This is a genomic window from Pseudomonas mandelii, assembly GCF_006438925.1.
GTDB classification, from domain to species: domain Bacteria; phylum Pseudomonadota; class Gammaproteobacteria; order Pseudomonadales; family Pseudomonadaceae; genus Aquipseudomonas; species Aquipseudomonas mandelii_C.
Genome location: NZ_RCZA01000006.1, coordinates 165,912 through 183,230, shown reverse-complemented (window position 1 = coordinate 183,230; position 17,319 = coordinate 165,912). Strand labels below are relative to the sequence as shown.

Below are 17,319 nucleotides of genomic sequence, written 5' to 3'. Positions count from 1 at the left end.
TTGCGATGAAACGTGTAGGTCTGATCGGTTGGCGCGGTATGGTCGGTTCCGTGCTCATGCAGCGGATGCTGGAAGAGCAGGATTTCGATCTTATTGAGCCGGTGTTTTTCACCACTTCCAATGTCGGTGGCCAAGGCCCGTCCGTGGGCAAGGACATTGCTCCGCTCAAGGACGCTTACAGCATTGATGAGCTGAAAACCCTCGACGTGATTCTGACCTGCCAGGGTGGCGACTACACCAGCGAAGTTTTCCCGAAACTGCGCGAAGCCGGCTGGCAGGGTTACTGGATCGACGCCGCTTCCAGCCTGCGCATGCAGGATGACGCGGTGATCGTGCTGGACCCGGTGAACCGCAAGGTCATCGACCAGCAGCTCGACGCGGGCACCAAGAACTACATCGGCGGCAACTGCACCGTCAGCCTGATGCTGATGGGCCTGGGCGGTCTGTTCGAAGCCGGTCTGGTCGAGTGGATGAGCGCCATGACCTATCAGGCGGCCTCCGGTGCCGGCGCGCAGAACATGCGCGAACTGATCAAGCAAATGGGCGCGACCCACGCCGCTGTCGCCGATCAACTGGCCGACCCGGCCAGCGCGATCCTCGACATCGACCGCCGTGTGGCCGAAGCCATGCGCAGCGACGCGTACCCGACCGAAAACTTCGGCGTACCGCTGGCCGGCAGCCTGATCCCGTGGATCGACAAGGAACTGCCAAACGGTCAGAGCCGCGAAGAGTGGAAGGCCCAGGCCGAGACCAACAAGATCCTTGGTCGCTTCAAGAGCCCGATCCCGGTCGATGGCATCTGCGTGCGTATCGGCGCCATGCGCTGCCACAGCCAGGCGCTGACCATCAAGCTGAACAAAGACGTGCCGATCGCCGATATCGAAGGGCTGATCAGCCAGCACAACCCTTGGGTCAAACTGGTACCGAACAGCCGCGAAGCCAGCATTCAGGAACTGAGCCCGACGAAAGTCACCGGCACCCTGAACGTACCGGTTGGTCGTCTGCGCAAGCTGAACATGGGCACGCAGTACGTCGGCGCGTTCACCGTCGGCGACCAACTGCTGTGGGGCGCGGCCGAACCGCTGCGTCGCATGCTGCGGATCCTGCTTGAGCGTTGATCGATTGAAGTAATGAACGAACCCGCGCCTTGAAAGAGGTGCGGGTTTTTTCTTTTGGTATGTTCGTCGCCTGCAAAAAGATCGCAGCCTTCGGCAGCTCCTACATTGGTCGCGTGCAAACCCGATTTTGTAGGAGCTGCCGAAGGCTGCGATCTTTTGCTCTAAATTGCCGAACTGCCAACCACCCGGTAAAGTGCCGCTCCCCCCGTTTCGCCAGAGGTAGAACCATGAGCCAGTCCTTTGATATTGCCGTGATCGGCGCCACCGGTACTGTCGGCGAAACGCTCGTGCAGATTCTCGAAGAGCGCGACTTCCCCGTCGGCAATCTGCACCTGCTCGCCAGCAGCGAATCGGCCGGGCATTCGGTGCCGTTTCGCGGCAAGAACGTGCGGGTGCGGGAAGTCGATGAGTTCGACTTCAGTAAAGTCCAGCTGGTGTTCTTCGCTGCCGGCCCGGCGGTAACCCTGAGTTTCGCTTCGCGTGCCACGGCCGCCGGTTGCTCGCTGATCGACTTGTCCGGTGCCTTGCCGGCTGATCAGGCGCCACAGGTCGTGCCTGAAGCCAACGCTCAGGTGCTGGCCGGTTTGAAAAAGCCGTTCCAGGTCAGCAGTCCAAGCCCTTCGGCCACCACATTGGCGGTAGTGCTGGCGCCGTTGCTCGGTTTGCTCGATCTGCAACGCATCAATTTGACCGCTAGTCTGGCCGTCTCCGCCCAGGGCCGCGAAGCCGTCACCGAACTGGCACGGCAAACGGCCGAACTGCTCAATGTGCGTCCGCTGGAGCCGACCTTCTTCGATCGGCAGATGGCCTTCAACCTGCTGGCGCAAGTGGGCAAGCCAGATGATCAGGGTCACACGCTGCTGGAAAAGCGCCTGGTACGCGAGGTGCGTCAGGTCATGGCGCTGCCTTTATTAAAGATTTCCGTCACTTGCATTCAAGCCCCGGTGTTTTTTGGCGATAGCTTTAACGTGACCTTGCAGTCATCGAGCGACATCGACCTGGCTAAAGTCAACGCCGCCCTGGAAGACGCGCCCGGTATCGAGTTGGTGGAAGCCGGCGATTACCCGACGCCGGTAGGCGATGCGGTAGGGCAGGACGTGGTCTACGTTGGTCGGGTTCGCAACGGGATCGACGACCTGTCGGAACTTAATTTGTGGCTGACGTCAGATAACGTACGCAAAGGTGCAGCGCTCAATGCTGTGCAGGTGGCTGAATTGTTGATAAAAGACCTGCTGTAAAAGATACTTGGCAACAATTTGTCGAATGAATCCGGCCGGGCGCTATGCTTGGCTGGACTGCTGAAGGCGGGCTCCCTCCGGGGCTTTGCGTGGCATGAATGAAATGATCGCGCGCGATGACTTTTCGCCGCCGCGCGCAATGCCTTACGGCAGCGACTATCAACACCTTCTCGCTGGCCGAGGAATGTTCAAACAAAGGATGAGGCTATGGTTCAAGTTCGCAAACTGGTGTTAGCAATAGCGGCCGCCTCGGCGCTGTCCTCCGGTATGGCGCATGCCCTCGGGCTCGGGGAATTGACCCTGAAGTCGACGCTGAACCAGCCCCTGGTGGCAGAAATCGAGTTGCTCGACGTCAAGGACCTCACCGCTGCCGAAGTGGTGCCGAGCCTGGCTTCGCCCGAAGATTTCGCCAAGGCCGGTGTCGACCGCCAGGCGTTTCTCAATGACCTGACCTTTACCCCAGTGCTCAACGCCAGCGGCAAAAGCATCCTGCGTGTGACGTCCAGCAAACCACTCTCCGAACCCATGGTGAAATTCCTGGTTCAGGTGATGTGGCCCAACGGTCGCCTACTGCGCGATTACAGCGTGCTGCTCGATCCGTCCAAATTCTCGCCGCAAACCGCTGATGCGGCTGCGCAGCCTGCACCGACGCAAAACGTCACCGCACCGGTGACCGGTGGCACCAAACCAACCCAATACACCACCGCGCCGCGCGATACCCTGTGGGACATCGCTGCGAAGGCGCGCAATGGCGGCTCGGTCCAGCAAACCATGCTGGCCATCCAGGCGTTGAATCCGGATGCCTTTATCGACGGCAACATCAACCGGTTGAAAGCCGGTCAGGTGCTGCGTCTGCCGGATCAGACGCAGAGCGCCAGCCTGCCGCAACCGAAAGCCATTGCCGAAGTCTCCGCGCAGAACACCGCGTGGCGTCAGGGTCGTCGCTACGTGGCGAAGCCCGGGACCGGACAGCAGCAGCTCGATGCCACCAAGCGCGCTCGCGGTGAAGGCCCTTCGTCGCAAACGGCGACAGACAAGCTGAGCCTGGTCTCTGCCGAGTCCGGCAAGGCCGGTGGCAAAGGCGCCGCGGGTGATGCCAAGAATTTGAGCAACAAGCTGGCCGTGACCCAGGAAAGCCTCGACACGACCCGTCGTGACAATGCCGAACTGAAAAGCCGCATGACCGATCTGCAAAGTCAGCTGGACAAGCTGCAACGCCTGATCGAACTGAAGAACAATCAACTGGCCAAGTTGCAGGCTGAAGGTGCGGCGGGTGCGCCGGCACCCGGTGCGACCGCTCCGGCAATGTCAGCCGAACTGGCGGCCAATCCTGCGGCAACAACGCCTGCGGACGCGGCTCCGACTGCACCCGAGGCTGCTGCGCCCGAGGCCACTCCGGCTCCGGCCGAGCCGACGCCGGCAGCATCCGACGATCAGCAATTCAAAGAACTGCTGACCAATCCGTGGCTGCTAGGTCTGGCAGGTGGCGGGGCGGTGGTGGTGCTGTTCCTGCTGCTGTTGCTGGCGCGTCGCCGCAAAGCCCAGCAAGAAGCCGAGAAGCATTTGCGCATGGCCCGTGATTTGGCCGAGGAGCAGGCGTTCTCCGCTGAACTCGACCTGCCAAAAGGCATCTTCGAAGACCTGGAAGTGCCGCCGCCGAGCGTGAAGCTCGCTACCCCAACGCCACCGCCTGCACCAGCCCCTGCACCCGCGCCGGCTCCGGTGATTGCTCCGGTTGTGGTAACACCGCCGATCGCTGCGCCATTGGTTTCGCCTGCTGGCGAGCGCGATGACGACGTATTGACCAAGGCGCAGTCGCACATCACTGCCGGTCGTCTGAATCAGGCGGCTGCCTTGCTGGAAGACGGGATCAAGCAAGAGCCGCAACGCAGTGACCTGCGCCTCAAGCTGATGGAAGTCTACGGTCAGCAAGGCGACCGCGATGCATTCGTTGCCCAGGAACGCCAACTGGTGGCCAATGGTGACAACTTTGCTCAGGTCGAAAAACTCAAGAGCCGCTTCCCGGCCATGGTCATTGCGGCAGCCGGTGGTATCGCAGCCGCTGCGATCGCTGCCGAACTGGACGCGCAATATGTCAAGGATTTGCTGCTGGACGAGCCCGAAACGCCGGCACCAGCAGTGCCCGATGACTTCGACAATGCCTTCGATTTGAGCCTGGATGATCTGGAAGCTGCCGCTCCGGCAGTGGTTGCACCAGAGGCAGAAGCGGAGGCAGAGCCCGATGACTTCGACAGTGCCTTCGATTTGAGCCTGGATGATCTGGAAGCTGCCTCTCCGGCGGTGGTTGCACCGGAACCAGAACCAGAGCCAAAGGCCGAGTCCGATGATCTCGACAGTGCATTCGATTTGAGCCTGGATGATCTGGAAACTGCCCCTGCGACAGTGGTTGCACCAGAGCTAGAACCAAAACCAGAAGCAGAGCCAGTGTCTGCGGCTGAGCTGGACGACTTCCCGCTGGACGACGACTTGAGCTTCGAGTCGGTGTTGCGGCAGCAGAACGACATCAAGGAAAACCTCGATGACCTGTCGGACTTCGACCTGGATATGGACCTTGGTGGGGATGCCTCGCCGGCGACCCTGGCCGAAGACGATTTCCTGTTGAGCCTGGATGACGGCGTCAAGGACCTGGACTTGCCTGCCGCTGAAGCGCCTGCTGTTCCCGAGGCTGCGCTGGACGATCTGGAGCTGCCAGCCGATTTCGACCTGTCGCTGGCTGACGAAATGGACGCGCCAGACGCCCCGGACGCGTTTGCAGCCGAACTGGAAGACGTCAACGCCGAGCTGGATCGTCTGTCCCAGAGCCTTGGCGAGCCGAGCTTCACGGCGGAAGACGCCATGGCCTCCGCAGCTGACGAGCCGGAATTCGATTTCCTTTCCGGCACCGACGAAGTCGCTACCAAACTCGATCTGGCCCAGGCCTACATTGACATGGGCGACGCCGACGGCGCCCGGGACATCCTTAACGAGGTGGTGACCGAGGGTGACGACGGGCAGAAGAGCGAAGCCAAGGAAATGCTTTCGCGTCTGGCTTGATTGATCGGTAAGGCGTAAACAAAACGGCAGCCCATTGAGGCTGCCGTTTTTGTTTCTGTTGGAGGTGCGTTGGTGTCTGTCGGGCCGTCTTCGCGAGCAGGCTCGCTCCCACTTTGAGTCTCTGGTGTTCACAAAACCCCTGTGGGAGCGAGCCTGCTCGCGAAGAGGCCGGCACATTCAATATAATTCGACTCCGCAGGCCCCAAAAAACACACGGCTCTGGCGTCCCGGTCCGGCGGCCTTATAATGCCCGCCTTTGCGTACATCAGCAGGCTGTCACTCCTTGGCAAATATAGATAATCCGGCCGCCGAAATGGTGGCCGACGGCTTTTTCCGGATCGCGTTGGGCGTTGAATACAAAGGCTCGCGCTATCGCGGCTGGCAGCGCCAGGCTTGCGGCGTACTCACCGTGCAGGAAACGCTCGAAAAGGCCTTGTCCAAAGTCGCCGACTCACCGGTGTCGCTGCTCTGCGCCGGGCGTACGGATGCCGGCGTGCATGCGTGCGGTCAGGTGGTGCATTTCGATACCCAGGTCGAGCGTTCGATGAAAGCCTGGGTCATGGGCGCCAATATCAATTTGCCCCACGACGTCAGTGTCAGCTGGGCCAAGGTTATGCCGGCGCATTTTCATGCGCGGTTCAAGGCCATTGCCCGGCGCTATCGCTACGTGATCTACAACGATCAGATCCGCCCGGCGCACCTGAACGAAGAAATCACCTGGAACCACCGTCCGCTGGACGTCGAGCGCATGGCCGAGGCGGCGCAGTACCTGGTCGGAACCCACGATTTCAGCGCTTTCCGTGCCGGCCAGTGTCAGGCCAAGTCGCCGATCAAGGAGCTGCATCACCTGCGCGTCACGCGCCACGGCAAGATGATCGTGCTGGACATCCGCGCCAGCGCCTTCCTGCACCACATGGTGCGCAACATTGCTGGCGTGCTGATGACCATCGGTGCCGGCGAGCGCCCGGTGGAGTGGATGAAAGAAGTGCTGGAGAGCCGCATTCGCCGTTCCGGTGGGGTGACGGCGCACCCGTACGGCCTGTACCTGGTGCAGGTCGAGTACCGCGACGAGTTCGAATTGCCGGAGCGTTACATCGGGCCGCACTTCCTGACCGGCTTCTCGGAACTTGACGGCTGACGCCCTCGAACGCTTTTGTTACCATCCGGGACTTTCTCGGATTTACCTTGGGGTTCTATCGACATGTCGGCCGTTCGCAGCAAGATTTGTGGGATTACCCGCATAGAAGATGCGTTAGCGGCGGTTGAGGCCGGGGCTGATGCGATCGGATTTGTGTTCTACGCCAAAAGCCCCCGGGCCGTGACGTTTCAGCAGGCGCGCTCGATCATCGAGGCGTTGCCGCCGTTCGTGACCACTGTAGGGTTGTTCGTCAACGCCAGCCGCTGCGAGTTGGGGGAAATTCTCGACGCCGTGCCACTGGACCTGTTGCAGTTCCATGGCGACGAAACCGCGGCCGAGTGCGAAGGCTGGCATCGTCCGTACATCAAGGCGTTGCGGGTCAAGGCTGGTGACGATATCGCGGCCGCATGCGATGCGTTTCCAGGCGCCAGCGGTATCCTGCTCGACGCCTATGTCGAAGGCGTACCCGGCGGAACCGGTGAAGCGTTTGACTGGTCTCTGATACCGCAAGGCTTGAGCAAACCGATCATCCTGGCGGGCGGCTTGACGCCGGACAACGTCGCCGAGGCGATTGCCCGGGTTCAGCCTTACGCGGTGGACGTCAGCGGTGGGGTGGAGGCGAGCAAGGGCATCAAGGATCACGCAAAGATTCAGGCATTCATTAAAGCGGTTGTAGGAGCTGTCGAGTGAAACGAGGCTGCGAAGAGCCAAATCAAAAGATCGCAGCCTCGTTTCACTCGTCAGCTCCTACGTTGATGTGACGGCTGGCACACTGCCGCCGTCCACAGGCATGGCTGAGGGTTTTTGGGGTGTACGCAGGTCACGTTTAGCTGATCCGGCAACCCATCGATCATCGCCACACACATGAATTTAGCTCAAGGGCATACGCGGGGCTGCGAACCAGAGCGTTCGGGCCGCCGGTACTGGAGAAAGAAAGCATGAGCAACTGGTTAGTAGACAAACTGATCCCTTCGATCATGCGTTCCGAGGTCAAGAAGAGCTCGGTGCCTGAAGGTCTGTGGCACAAATGCCCGTCTTGCGAGGCTGTGCTGTATCGTCCGGAGCTGGAAAAGACCCTGGACGTTTGCCCCAAGTGCAACCACCACATGCGTATCGGCGCTCGCGCCCGTATCGACATCTTTCTCGACGCTGAAGGTCGTGCCGAACTGGGCGCGGACCTGGAGCCGGTTGACCGTCTGAAGTTCCGCGACGGCAAGAAGTACAAGGATCGCCTGACCGCTGCGCAGAAGCAGACCGGCGAAAAAGACGCACTGATCTCCATGAGCGGCTCCCTGCTGGGCATGCCGGTAGTGGTTTCGGCCTTCGAATTCTCCTTCATGGGTGGTTCGATGGGCGCCATCGTTGGTGAGCGTTTTGTTCGCGCTGCCAACTACGCGCTGGAAAACCGTTGCCCGATGATCTGTTTCGCCGCTTCCGGTGGTGCGCGGATGCAGGAAGCCCTGATCTCCCTGATGCAAATGGCCAAGACCTCTGCGGTGCTGGCGCGTCTGCGTGAAGAAGGCATTCCGTTCATCTCCGTGCTGACCGACCCGGTCTACGGTGGTGTTTCCGCCAGTCTGGCGATGCTCGGCGACGTGATTGTCGGTGAGCCGAAAGCCCTGATCGGCTTCGCCGGTCCGCGCGTGATCGAGCAGACCGTGCGTGAAAAACTGCCGGAAGGCTTCCAGCGCAGCGAATTCCTGCTGGAACACGGTGCGATCGACATGATCATTCATCGTCAGGAACTGCGTCCGCGCCTGGGCAATCTGCTGGCACAAATGATGGGCCTGCCGACGCCGAAATTCGTCGCCGCGCCAATCGAGCCAATCGTGGTTCCACCGGTACCTGCCAACATATGACCCAACGTACCCTTGGCGAGTGGCTCGCCTACCTTGAGCAGTTGCACCCTTCGGCCATCGACATGGGCCTGGAGCGCTCGCAACAGGTAGCGTCCCGCATGGGACTGGGCAAGCCGGCGCCTCGGGTGATCACGGTCACCGGCACCAACGGCAAAGGTTCTACCTGCGCATTCGTGGCTTCGTTGCTGCGGGCGCAGGGCCTGAACGTCGGTGTCTACAATTCGCCGCACCTGCTGCGTTACAACGAGCGGGTGCAGGTCAATGGCGTCGAAGCCACTGACGCCGAGCTGTGCGATGCCTTTGCAGCGGTCGAGGCAGGCCGTGGCGACACATCCTTGACGTACTTCGAAATGGGCACCCTGGCGGCGTTCTGGCTGTTTCAACATGCCAGTCTCGATGCAGTGGTGCTGGAAGTCGGGCTGGGCGGGCGTCTGGATACGGTCAACGTGGTCGATGCCGATATGGCGCTGGTCACCAGCATCGGTGTCGATCACGCGGACTATCTGGGTGATACCCGTGAGTCCGTAGCGTTCGAAAAGGCCGGCATCTTCCGTCAGGGCGCGCCCGCGCTCTGTGGCGACCTGAATCCTCCGCAACCTCTGCTGGATAAAGCGCGAGAGCTCAATTGCCCGTTTTTCCTGCGTGGACGCGATTTCGACCTCGGCATCACCGATCACAACTGGCAATGGCGCGGTCTTGACGCTCAAGGGCGAGTGGTCGAGCTGCATGATCTGCCGTTGCTCGATCTGCCGATGGAAAACGCCGCGCTGGCGTTGCAGGCTTACCTGTTGCTCGGGTTGCCTTGGGTGGATGCACAAATTATTGCTGCGCTGAAAGCCACTCGGGTGGTCGGTCGCCTCGATCGCCGTCAGATTGACTGGCAGGGCAAGCGCCTGAACCTGTTGCTGGACGTGGGGCATAACCCCCATGCGGCAGAGTATCTCGCTCGCCGTCTGGCCAGCCGTCCACCGGCCGGCAAGCGTCTGGCAGTGTTCGGGCTGTTGGCAGACAAGGATCTGGATGGTGTTGTCGGTGAATTGAATGCTAGTGTCCAGCATTGGGCCGTCGCGCCGCTGGATTCACCGCGAGCACGCCCGGTTGCCGATTTGCACGCGGCGTTGCAGAACCTTGGCGCCTCGGTAACGTCCTATGACAGCGTGGCCGCCGCCCTGGAAGGGCAGTGCGCGCTGGCGACGAGCGACGACGAGATTCTGTTGTTCGGATCATTTTATTGTGTCGCCGAGGCCCTCGAATGGCTGGCCCGGCGCTCCACGGAGGAAGCGGCAAATGGCATTGCTGGATAAGGCATACAAACAGCGCATGGTCGGCGCCCTGGTTCTGGTGGCGCTGGCGGTGATTTTCCTGCCGATGCTGTTTTCCCGTCAGGATGAACAGCGTCAAGTGACGGTTGAAGCCCCGACAGCGCCGCAAGCGCCTGCGGTGCCGCAAGTTCAGGTCGAGCCGGTGGTGGTGCCTGAGCCGCAAGCGCTGCCTCAGGAACCTGTGCCGAGTGATGATGAAATCGCTCAGCAAGAAGCATCGTCCACGCCGATTGCCCCAAGTGCCCCGGTTGCGCCTGCCAAACCGGTCGCGCCACCTCCGGCGCCGGTCAACAAGCCAACGGTTGCACCTGGCCAGCCCATCACGGCTGCACCGGGCAAGCCGGACACGACTCAAAGCCGCGTCGATGCCAATGGCCTGTCGGTCAGTTGGTCGGTGCAACTGGCCAGCCTGTCGAGCCGTGCAAGTGCAGAAAGCCTGCAGAAATCCCTGCGCAGCCAAGGCTACAACGCATACATTCGTACTGCCGACGGCAAGAATCGGGTGTTTGTCGGGCCGCTGATCGAGCGGGCAGAAGCTGATCGTCTGCGTGATTTGTTAAGCCGCCAGCAGAACCTCAAGGGTTATGTGGTGCGTTTTCAGCCTGAGCGTGGCTAACGAAGCGCCAATACCCGGCTTTATGTAGCAGCTGCCGAGCCTGCGAGGCTGCGTCCGGCTGCGAAGCGGCCGTAAACCCTGCTTGCACGGTGTGCCGAATAGACCGAATTGCCTGATTTTACGGCTGCTGTGCAGCCGAACGCAGGCTTCGCCAGCTGCTACAGGGGTGAGTGCAGTTTCGATAGGGGCTAAAACTATCGCCTCGATTTGAAATGCACTGACAATCGCAGCTTACCGATAAGCATGGGCTCTGCTAAAATGCGCCGCCTTATCCGTCTGTAGGCTGCACTGTGCCATTTACCTGGGTTGACTGGGCGATCGTTGCAATCGTCGCCATTTCCGCATTGATCAGTCTGAGCCGCGGCTTCGTCAAAGAAGCACTATCGCTGGTGACCTGGATCATCGCAGGAGTCGTCGCCTGGATGTTCGGTGGTTCATTGTCCGAGTACCTCACCGGATACATCCAAACGCCATCGGCACGTGTGATCACGGGCTGCGCAATCATGTTTGTCGCCACGTTAATCGTAGGCGCAATGATCAATTATCTTATCGGCGAATTGGTACGCGTCACCGGGTTGTCCGGGACCGATCGATTCCTCGGCATGGCCTTCGGCGCCGCGCGTGGCGTGTTGCTGGTGGTCGTGGCGGTCGGGCTATTGAGCCTGGGGCCGGTACAGCAGGACGGGTGGTGGCAAGAGTCACAGCTCGTGCCAAAATTTCTATTGGTTGCAGATTGGTCCAAAAACCTGATTCTCGGGTGGAGCAGTCAGTGGCTTGCCAGCGGTATCAGCATACCCGCTGAGATACCGTTCAAGGAGCACCTCTTGCCGATGGCCAAAACGCCTCAGTGAGTTGTGTTCAGTTCAGATCCATTAAGTAGGGGTTGCGTCGCATGTGTGGCATCGTCGGTATCGTCGGTAAGTCGAACGTCAATCAGGCGCTGTATGACGCGCTAACCGTCCTCCAGCACCGCGGCCAGGACGCTGCCGGTATCGTGACCAGCCATGATGGCCGGTTATTCCTGCGCAAGGACAATGGCCTGGTGCGTGACGTGTTCCATCAACGTCACATGCAGCGCCTGGTCGGTCACATGGGTATTGGCCATGTGCGTTACCCGACCGCGGGCAGCTCGACTTCGGCCGAAGCCCAACCGTTTTACGTCAACTCGCCTTACGGCATCACCCTGGCGCACAACGGTAACCTGACCAACGTTGAACAGCTGGCCAAGGAGATTTACGAATCTGACCTGCGCCACGTCAACACCAACTCCGATTCGGAAGTGCTGCTCAACGTGTTCGCGCACGAACTGGCCCAGCGCGGCAAGTTGCAGCCAACCGAAGAAGACGTGTTCGCTGCCGTCACTGACGTGCACAACCGTTGCGTCGGTGGTTACGCGGTTGTGGCGATGGTGACCGGTTACGGCATCGTCGGCTTCCGCGACCCGCACGGCATCCGTCCGATCGTCTTCGGTCAGCGTCACACCGACGAAGGCGTCGAGTACATGATCGCCTCCGAAAGCGTTTCCCTGGACGTCCTCGGTTTCACCCTGATTCGCGACCTGGCACCGGGCGAAGCGGTCTACATCACTGAAGACGGCAAGCTGCACACCCGTCAGTGCGCGACCAACCCGTCCCTGACCCCGTGCATCTTCGAACACGTGTACCTGGCGCGTCCGGACTCGATCATCGACGGCGTTTCGGTCTATAAAGCACGCCTGCGCATGGGTGAGAAACTCGCCGAGAAGATCCTGCGCGAGCGTCCGGAACACGACATCGACGTGGTCATCCCGATCCCGGATACCAGCCGCACCGCGGCTCTGGAGTTGGCGAACCACCTGGGCGTCAAGTTCCGCGAAGGTTTCGTGAAGAACCGCTACATCGGCCGGACCTTCATCATGCCAGGCCAGGCTGCACGGAAAAAATCCGTACGCCAGAAGCTCAACGCCATCGAGCTGGAATTCCGCGGCAAGAACGTAATGCTGGTGGATGACTCCATCGTTCGCGGCACCACCTGCAAGCAGATCATCCAGATGGCCCGCGAAGCCGGCGCCAAAAACGTCTACTTCTGCTCCGCGGCACCGGCCGTTCGTTACCCGAACGTTTACGGCATCGACATGCCGAGCGCTCACGAGTTGATCGCCCATAACCGTTCGACCCAGGACGTGGCTGATCTGATCGGCGCTGACTGGTTGATCTATCAGGACTTGCCTGACTTGATCGAAGCGGTCGGTGGCGGCAAGATCAAGATCGAGAAGTTCGATTGCGCGGTGTTCGACGGCCAGTACGTCACCGGTGACGTCGACGAGGCTTACCTGAACAAGATCGAGCAGGCACGTAACGATGCCTCCAAGGTCAAGACGCAGGCAGTCAGTGCGATCATTGATCTGTATAACAACTGAGTAACTACCGGCCCTGAGGGGCCGGTTTTGTATCTACCAAACGAGCAAGGCAAGGAGTGACAGCATGAGTCAGGATTGGGATGCCGGTCGGCTGGACAGCGACCTCGAAGGCGTAGCGTTCGATACCCTGGCCGTACGCGCCGGTCAGCACCGCACGCCGGAAGGCGAACACGGTGATCCGATGTTCTTCACGTCCAGCTACGTATTCCGTACCGCCGCCGACGCGGCCGCACGTTTTGCCGGTGAAGTGCCGGGCAACGTTTACTCGCGCTACACCAACCCGACCGTGCGTGCGTTCGAAGAGCGCATTGCCGCGCTGGAAAGCGCCGAACAAGCGGTGGCCACGGCGACCGGCATGGCCGCGATCATGGCAGTGGTGATGAGCCTGTGCAGCGCCGGCGATCACGTGCTGGTATCGCGCAGCGTATTCGGTTCGACCATCAGTCTGTTCGAGAAGTACTTCAAGCGCTTTGGCATTGAAGTCGATTACGTGCCTCTGGCGGACTTGTCCGGCTGGGATGCGGCGATCAAGGCCAACACTAAGTTGCTGTTCGTCGAATCGCCATCCAACCCGCTGGCTGAGCTGGTGGACATCGCCGAGCTGTCGAAAGTCGCTCACGCCAAAGGCGCGATGCTGGTGGTCGACAACTGCTTCTGCACTCCGGCGTTACAGCAACCGCTGAAGATGGGCGCGGACATCGTCGTGCACTCGGCGACCAAGTTCATCGACGGCCAGGGCCGTTGCATGGGCGGCGTAGTGGCTGGTCGCAGCGAGCAGATGAAAGAAGTCGTCGGTTTCCTGCGGACTGCCGGGCCGACCCTGAGCCCGTTCAACGCCTGGATCTTCCTCAAGGGCCTGGAAACGCTGAGCCTGCGTATGAAGGCTCACTGTGCCAATGCCCAGCAACTGGCTGAATGGCTGGAGCAGCAGGACGGCATCGAGAAAGTCCATTACGCCGGTCTCAAAAGCCATCCGCAGCACGAGTTGGCCCTGCGTCAGCAGAAAGGCTTTGGTGCGGTCGTGAGTTTCGAAGTCAAGGGCGGCAAAGAGGGCGCCTGGCGCTTTATCGACGCGACCCGTCTGATCTCCATCACCGCCAACCTCGGTGACAGCAAAACCACCATTACGCACCCAAGCACTACCTCTCACGGCCGTTTGGCACCGCAGGAGCGTGAAGCAGCGGGCATTCGTGACAGCCTGATCCGCATCGCGGTCGGTCTGGAAGACGTGGCCGACCTGCAAGCCGATCTGGCTCGCGGGTTGGCTGCCTTGTGATCGAGTTGTCCACGCCAGGCACTGGCACCAACGGCCGCGTCGCACTGGTCACGGGTGCTGCGCGGGGCATTGGTCTGGGGATCTCGGCCTGGCTGATCAGCGAAGGCTGGCAGGTGGTGTTGACTGATCTTGATCGAGTACGCGGTTCGAAAGTGGCGAAGGTGCTCGGCGACAACGCCTGGTTCATCGCCATGGACGTCTCGAACGAAGGGCAGGTGGCATTGGGCGTCGCCGAAGTGCTGGGGCAGTTCGGGCGTCTGGATGCGCTGGTGTGCAACGCGGCGGTTGCCGATCCGCACAACATCACCCTTGAAAGCCTTGATCTGGCGTACTGGAATCGGGTGCTGGCGGTGAATCTCAGTGGACCGATGCTGTTGGCCAAGCACTGTGCGCCGTACCTGCGTGCTCACAGCGGCGCGATCGTCAACCTGGCCTCGACCCGCGCCGGGCAGTCGGAACCCGACACCGAGGCTTATGCGGCGAGCAAGGGCGGCCTGCTGGCCCTGACTCATGCCTTGGCGATCAGCCTCGGGCCGGAAATCCGCGTCAATGCAGTCAGTCCGGGTTGGATCGATGCACGGGATCCCTCCACACGTCGTGCCGAACCTCTGACCGATGCCGATCATGCCCAGCATCCGGCGGGTAGGGTAGGGACGGTCGAGGACGTGGCGGCGATGGTCGCCTGGCTGTTGTCGAAGAACGCCGGTTTTGTCACGGGCCAGGAGTTCGTGGTCGACGGCGGCATGACCAAGAAGATGATTTACAGCGAGTAATAGGGCAGGGGTGCTGTCTTTAGCATTCATGTTGAATGTGCCGCCTTCGCGAGCAGGCTCGCTCCCACATTTAGAAAGCATGTTGCCTGACGAAACGAGGTCCACTGTGGGAGCGAGCCTGCTCGCGAAAGCGGTTTGACGGTTTGCGACCTTGGTGTGGAATGCAACGATTTTGTCTTTTTCAGAAAAACTTCAAGCGGGGTATTGACTTAGCTTCGGTACCTGCGTAAATTTCGCGGCCTCGGAGATGCAAACGGGTGATTAGCTCAGCTGGGAGAGCGTCTGCCTTACAAGCAGAATGTCGGCGGTTCGATCCCGTCATCACCCACCACTTCCGAGAGTCTTGCGAAAGCAAGATGGAAGCTTTTAAAAGCCTCCACCGACGCGCAGCGGTAGTTCAGTCGGTTAGAATACCGGCCTGTCACGCCGGGGGTCGCGGGTTCGAGTCCCGTCCGCTGCGCCATATTTTCCGAGTCAGAGTTTATTCTGGTTCGAGATTGAAAGCCTCGAAGCTTTCAGTCAGACGAGTTACTTGGACGCAAGTCCAAAGCGATACGCAGCGGTAGTTCAGTCGGTTAGAATACCGGCCTGTCACGCCGGGGGTCGCGGGTTCGAGTCCCGTCCGCTGCGCCATATCTGCTTCAAGGCCCACTGAACGCCTTGGAGCTACGAAGAAAGCCGCTGGTAAAGCCAGTGTCTACTTCGAGTCGATAGCAAAGACCCTGGTCGAAAGACCGGGGTTTTTTGTGTCTGCGATTTGGCTTTCTCTCCTACTCCCCGCAACCATGGGTATTCGCATCTGCCAGCCAAATGCGGCTGTGTGTCGAATTCTTACTCCTCTCGACGATATCCCTCAATAACGCTCAGCCCCGACTAACCGGTGGCTGCGTGGCAGAAACACCTGTCTCTCATTCACGTATTCAAGTTTTTCCTGGGGCAAAACTCATAAAGCGCTTGGTTTGAAGTATCAACACTAATTAGAATGAGTCGCATTTAAAATATTTCTTCGCGCAGGGTGCCTTTAGATGAGTGATGCAGCGATGCCGGCGGCGCAAACCTTCCACGACCTGTACCGCGACCATCGTGGCTGGCTCGAAAGCTGGTTGAGACGACGCATGAGCAATGGCCATGATGCGGCGGACTTGAGCCAGGATACGTTCGTGCGTTTACTCGCCAGCTCGCAGCACATCGCTGACCTGCAAGAACCCCGCGCCTATCTGGCGACAGTCGGCAAGCGACTGGTCACCAATTTCTATAAGCGCCGCAGCCTGGAGCAGGCCTACCTCAGTGCGCTGGCGCTGCTGCCTGAGGACTGCGTGCCGTCTCCCGAGCAACGTTGGTTGCTGCTGGAAACCCTGCAAGCCCTGGATGAATTGCTCGATGGATTGCCGACCGCGGTGCGACGAGCGTTTCTCTGGAGCCAGTTGGAGGGCTTGGGTTATCACGAGATTGCTGAACGCCTGCAAGTCTCGGAGCGCACGATCAAGCGCTACATGGCGCAAGCCTATGAACATTGCCTGCTGGTGGAATTGTGATCGGTTCGACCCCTTCGGCTGAAGCCCGGCAAGTCGTGCGGGCTGCCGCTCAATGGCTGGCACTCATGGAGTCAGGCGCCGCCAATGAGCGCGATCGTGCCAATCTGCAGCACTGGCGTGACAGTCATCCCAGTCACGAACAGGCCTGGCAGAAAGCCCAACTCTTGCGCCAACGCTTTGCCGACCTGCCGTCGGCACTGGCCATGGCCAGTCTGGATCGGCCGCAGACGAGTCGGCGTACGGTGCTCAAGCGCGCCGTGGGGGCGGTGGCGCTGGTGCCAACTGCTTGGCTGATCAGCCGGCAGCTACCTCTGGATGTCTGGCGCGCTGACCTGCGAACCGCGACCGGGGAGGGCAAAAAAGTCCAGTTGGCCGATGGCAGCTCGCTGCAATTGAACACCGCGAGTGCTGTCGATATCGACCTGAAGAATCGGCGACTGACACTCGTGGAGGGCGAAGTAGCGCTGAATGTGCCCGGCGCCTCGCCGCTGACGATCCAGACGCACTTCGGGCAATTGGTCGTCAATCAGAGCGAAGTGTGCGTTCGTCAGGGGCAGACGGGGTGCAAGGTGTCAGTGCTTAAAGGCGCGGTGCAGTTGCAGCCTTTGCGCGGGCCGGTCTTTTCATTGCGCGCAGGCCAGCAAGTCAGCCTTCTGGCGATAGGGGCCGGACGCGTCGAACCTTTCGATGTCCTTGCCCCAGGCTGGCGCGACGGCGTGTTGATGGCACAGAACCAGCCCCTGGGCGATTTTCTGCGCGAACTCAGCACCTATCGTCCGGGATTGTTGCGCTGGGAACCGGAACTCGAATCCCTGCGCGTCACCGGCAGTTTCCGTCTGGAAGACACCGATCGCATCCTGACGTTGCTGGCGGCCAGCTTGCCGTTGGAGGTGCATAGGCGAACCCGCTACTGGGTTACGTTGCTGCCGCGCAAAAATAGTGTTTGAGGTGTGTCCCCTTTTTTCGCGTCGCTTGTCATCCAAGGTAAGTGA

General features: G+C 60.4%; 14 protein-coding genes and 3 tRNA genes. All 17 read left to right on the top strand.

All coding sequences use genetic code 11. The features are described 5' to 3' along the window. Positions 1-5: 5 nt before the first annotated feature. On the top strand, positions 6-1,118 hold the full coding sequence (gene asd / locus EAH74_RS15505) for an aspartate-semialdehyde dehydrogenase (protein ID WP_033061853.1): 1,113 nt from the start codon (positions 6-8) through the stop codon (positions 1,116-1,118). Between the two features lie 227 nt (positions 1,119-1,345). Beyond that, on the top strand, positions 1,346-2,356 hold the full coding sequence (locus tag EAH74_RS15500; protein WP_140679640.1) for an aspartate-semialdehyde dehydrogenase: 1,011 nt from the start codon (positions 1,346-1,348) through the stop codon (positions 2,354-2,356). A 207-nt stretch (positions 2,357-2,563) separates the two neighbouring features. Next, entirely contained in the window at positions 2,564-5,410 is a 2,847-nt protein-coding gene (locus tag EAH74_RS15495; RefSeq protein ID WP_140679639.1) for a FimV/HubP family polar landmark protein, read from the top strand. A 313-nt stretch (positions 5,411-5,723) separates the two neighbouring features. Further along, positions 5,724-6,548, top strand: coding sequence for a tRNA pseudouridine(38-40) synthase TruA (truA, locus tag EAH74_RS15490; RefSeq protein ID WP_140679896.1), 825 nt, complete (start codon positions 5,724-5,726; stop codon positions 6,546-6,548). A gap of 63 nt (positions 6,549-6,611) precedes the next feature. Continuing rightward, entirely contained in the window at positions 6,612-7,238 is a 627-nt protein-coding gene (locus tag EAH74_RS15485; protein ID WP_140679638.1) for a phosphoribosylanthranilate isomerase, read from the top strand. A 248-nt stretch (positions 7,239-7,486) separates the two neighbouring features. Beyond that, positions 7,487-8,407, top strand: coding sequence for an acetyl-CoA carboxylase, carboxyltransferase subunit beta (gene accD / locus EAH74_RS15480; protein WP_033061847.1), 921 nt, complete (start codon positions 7,487-7,489; stop codon positions 8,405-8,407). After that, positions 8,404-9,711 carry a bifunctional tetrahydrofolate synthase/dihydrofolate synthase gene (folC, locus tag EAH74_RS15475; RefSeq protein WP_140679636.1) on the top strand — a complete coding sequence of 436 codons (1,308 nt, stop codon included), beginning with the start codon at positions 8,404-8,406 and terminating at the stop codon, positions 9,709-9,711. The genes accD and folC overlap by 4 nt, the downstream gene beginning before the upstream one ends. Further along, the gene (locus EAH74_RS15470) at positions 9,695-10,345 is read left to right on the top strand and encodes an SPOR domain-containing protein (RefSeq protein WP_140679635.1); all 651 of its coding nucleotides are present in this window, start codon (positions 9,695-9,697) and stop codon (positions 10,343-10,345) included. Before folC ends, EAH74_RS15470 begins: the two co-directional genes overlap by 17 nt. A gap of 290 nt (positions 10,346-10,635) precedes the next feature. Continuing rightward, a complete protein-coding gene (locus tag EAH74_RS15465) occupies positions 10,636-11,196 on the top strand; it encodes a CvpA family protein (RefSeq protein WP_123365499.1) in 561 nt (186 codons plus the stop codon). Between the two features lie 41 nt (positions 11,197-11,237). Next, positions 11,238-12,743, top strand: a complete 1,506-nt coding sequence (purF, locus tag EAH74_RS15460) for an amidophosphoribosyltransferase (protein WP_010456022.1) — start codon at positions 11,238-11,240, stop codon at positions 12,741-12,743. Positions 12,744-12,807: 64 nt separating this feature from the next. After that, on the top strand, positions 12,808-14,019 hold the full coding sequence (locus EAH74_RS15455) for an O-succinylhomoserine sulfhydrylase (protein WP_140679634.1): 1,212 nt from the start codon (positions 12,808-12,810) through the stop codon (positions 14,017-14,019). Next, complete coding sequence (locus EAH74_RS15450) at positions 14,016-14,792, top strand: SDR family oxidoreductase (RefSeq protein ID WP_140679633.1); 777 nt, start codon at positions 14,016-14,018, stop codon at positions 14,790-14,792. Before EAH74_RS15455 ends, EAH74_RS15450 begins: the two co-directional genes overlap by 4 nt. A gap of 255 nt (positions 14,793-15,047) precedes the next feature. After that, a tRNA-Val gene (locus EAH74_RS15445) sits at positions 15,048-15,123 on the top strand. Positions 15,124-15,178: 55 nt separating this feature from the next. Continuing rightward, positions 15,179-15,255 (top strand) — tRNA-Asp (locus EAH74_RS15440). A 93-nt stretch (positions 15,256-15,348) separates the two neighbouring features. Then, a tRNA-Asp gene (locus EAH74_RS15435) sits at positions 15,349-15,425 on the top strand. A gap of 392 nt (positions 15,426-15,817) precedes the next feature. Next, positions 15,818-16,327, top strand: coding sequence for a sigma-70 family RNA polymerase sigma factor (locus EAH74_RS15430; protein WP_140679632.1), 510 nt, complete (start codon positions 15,818-15,820; stop codon positions 16,325-16,327). Beyond that, positions 16,324-17,274 (top strand): FecR domain-containing protein, encoded by a 951-nt coding sequence (locus tag EAH74_RS15425; RefSeq protein ID WP_140679631.1) that lies wholly within the window; start codon positions 16,324-16,326, stop codon positions 17,272-17,274. The genes EAH74_RS15430 and EAH74_RS15425 overlap by 4 nt, the downstream gene beginning before the upstream one ends. Positions 17,275-17,319 lie beyond the last annotated feature (45 nt).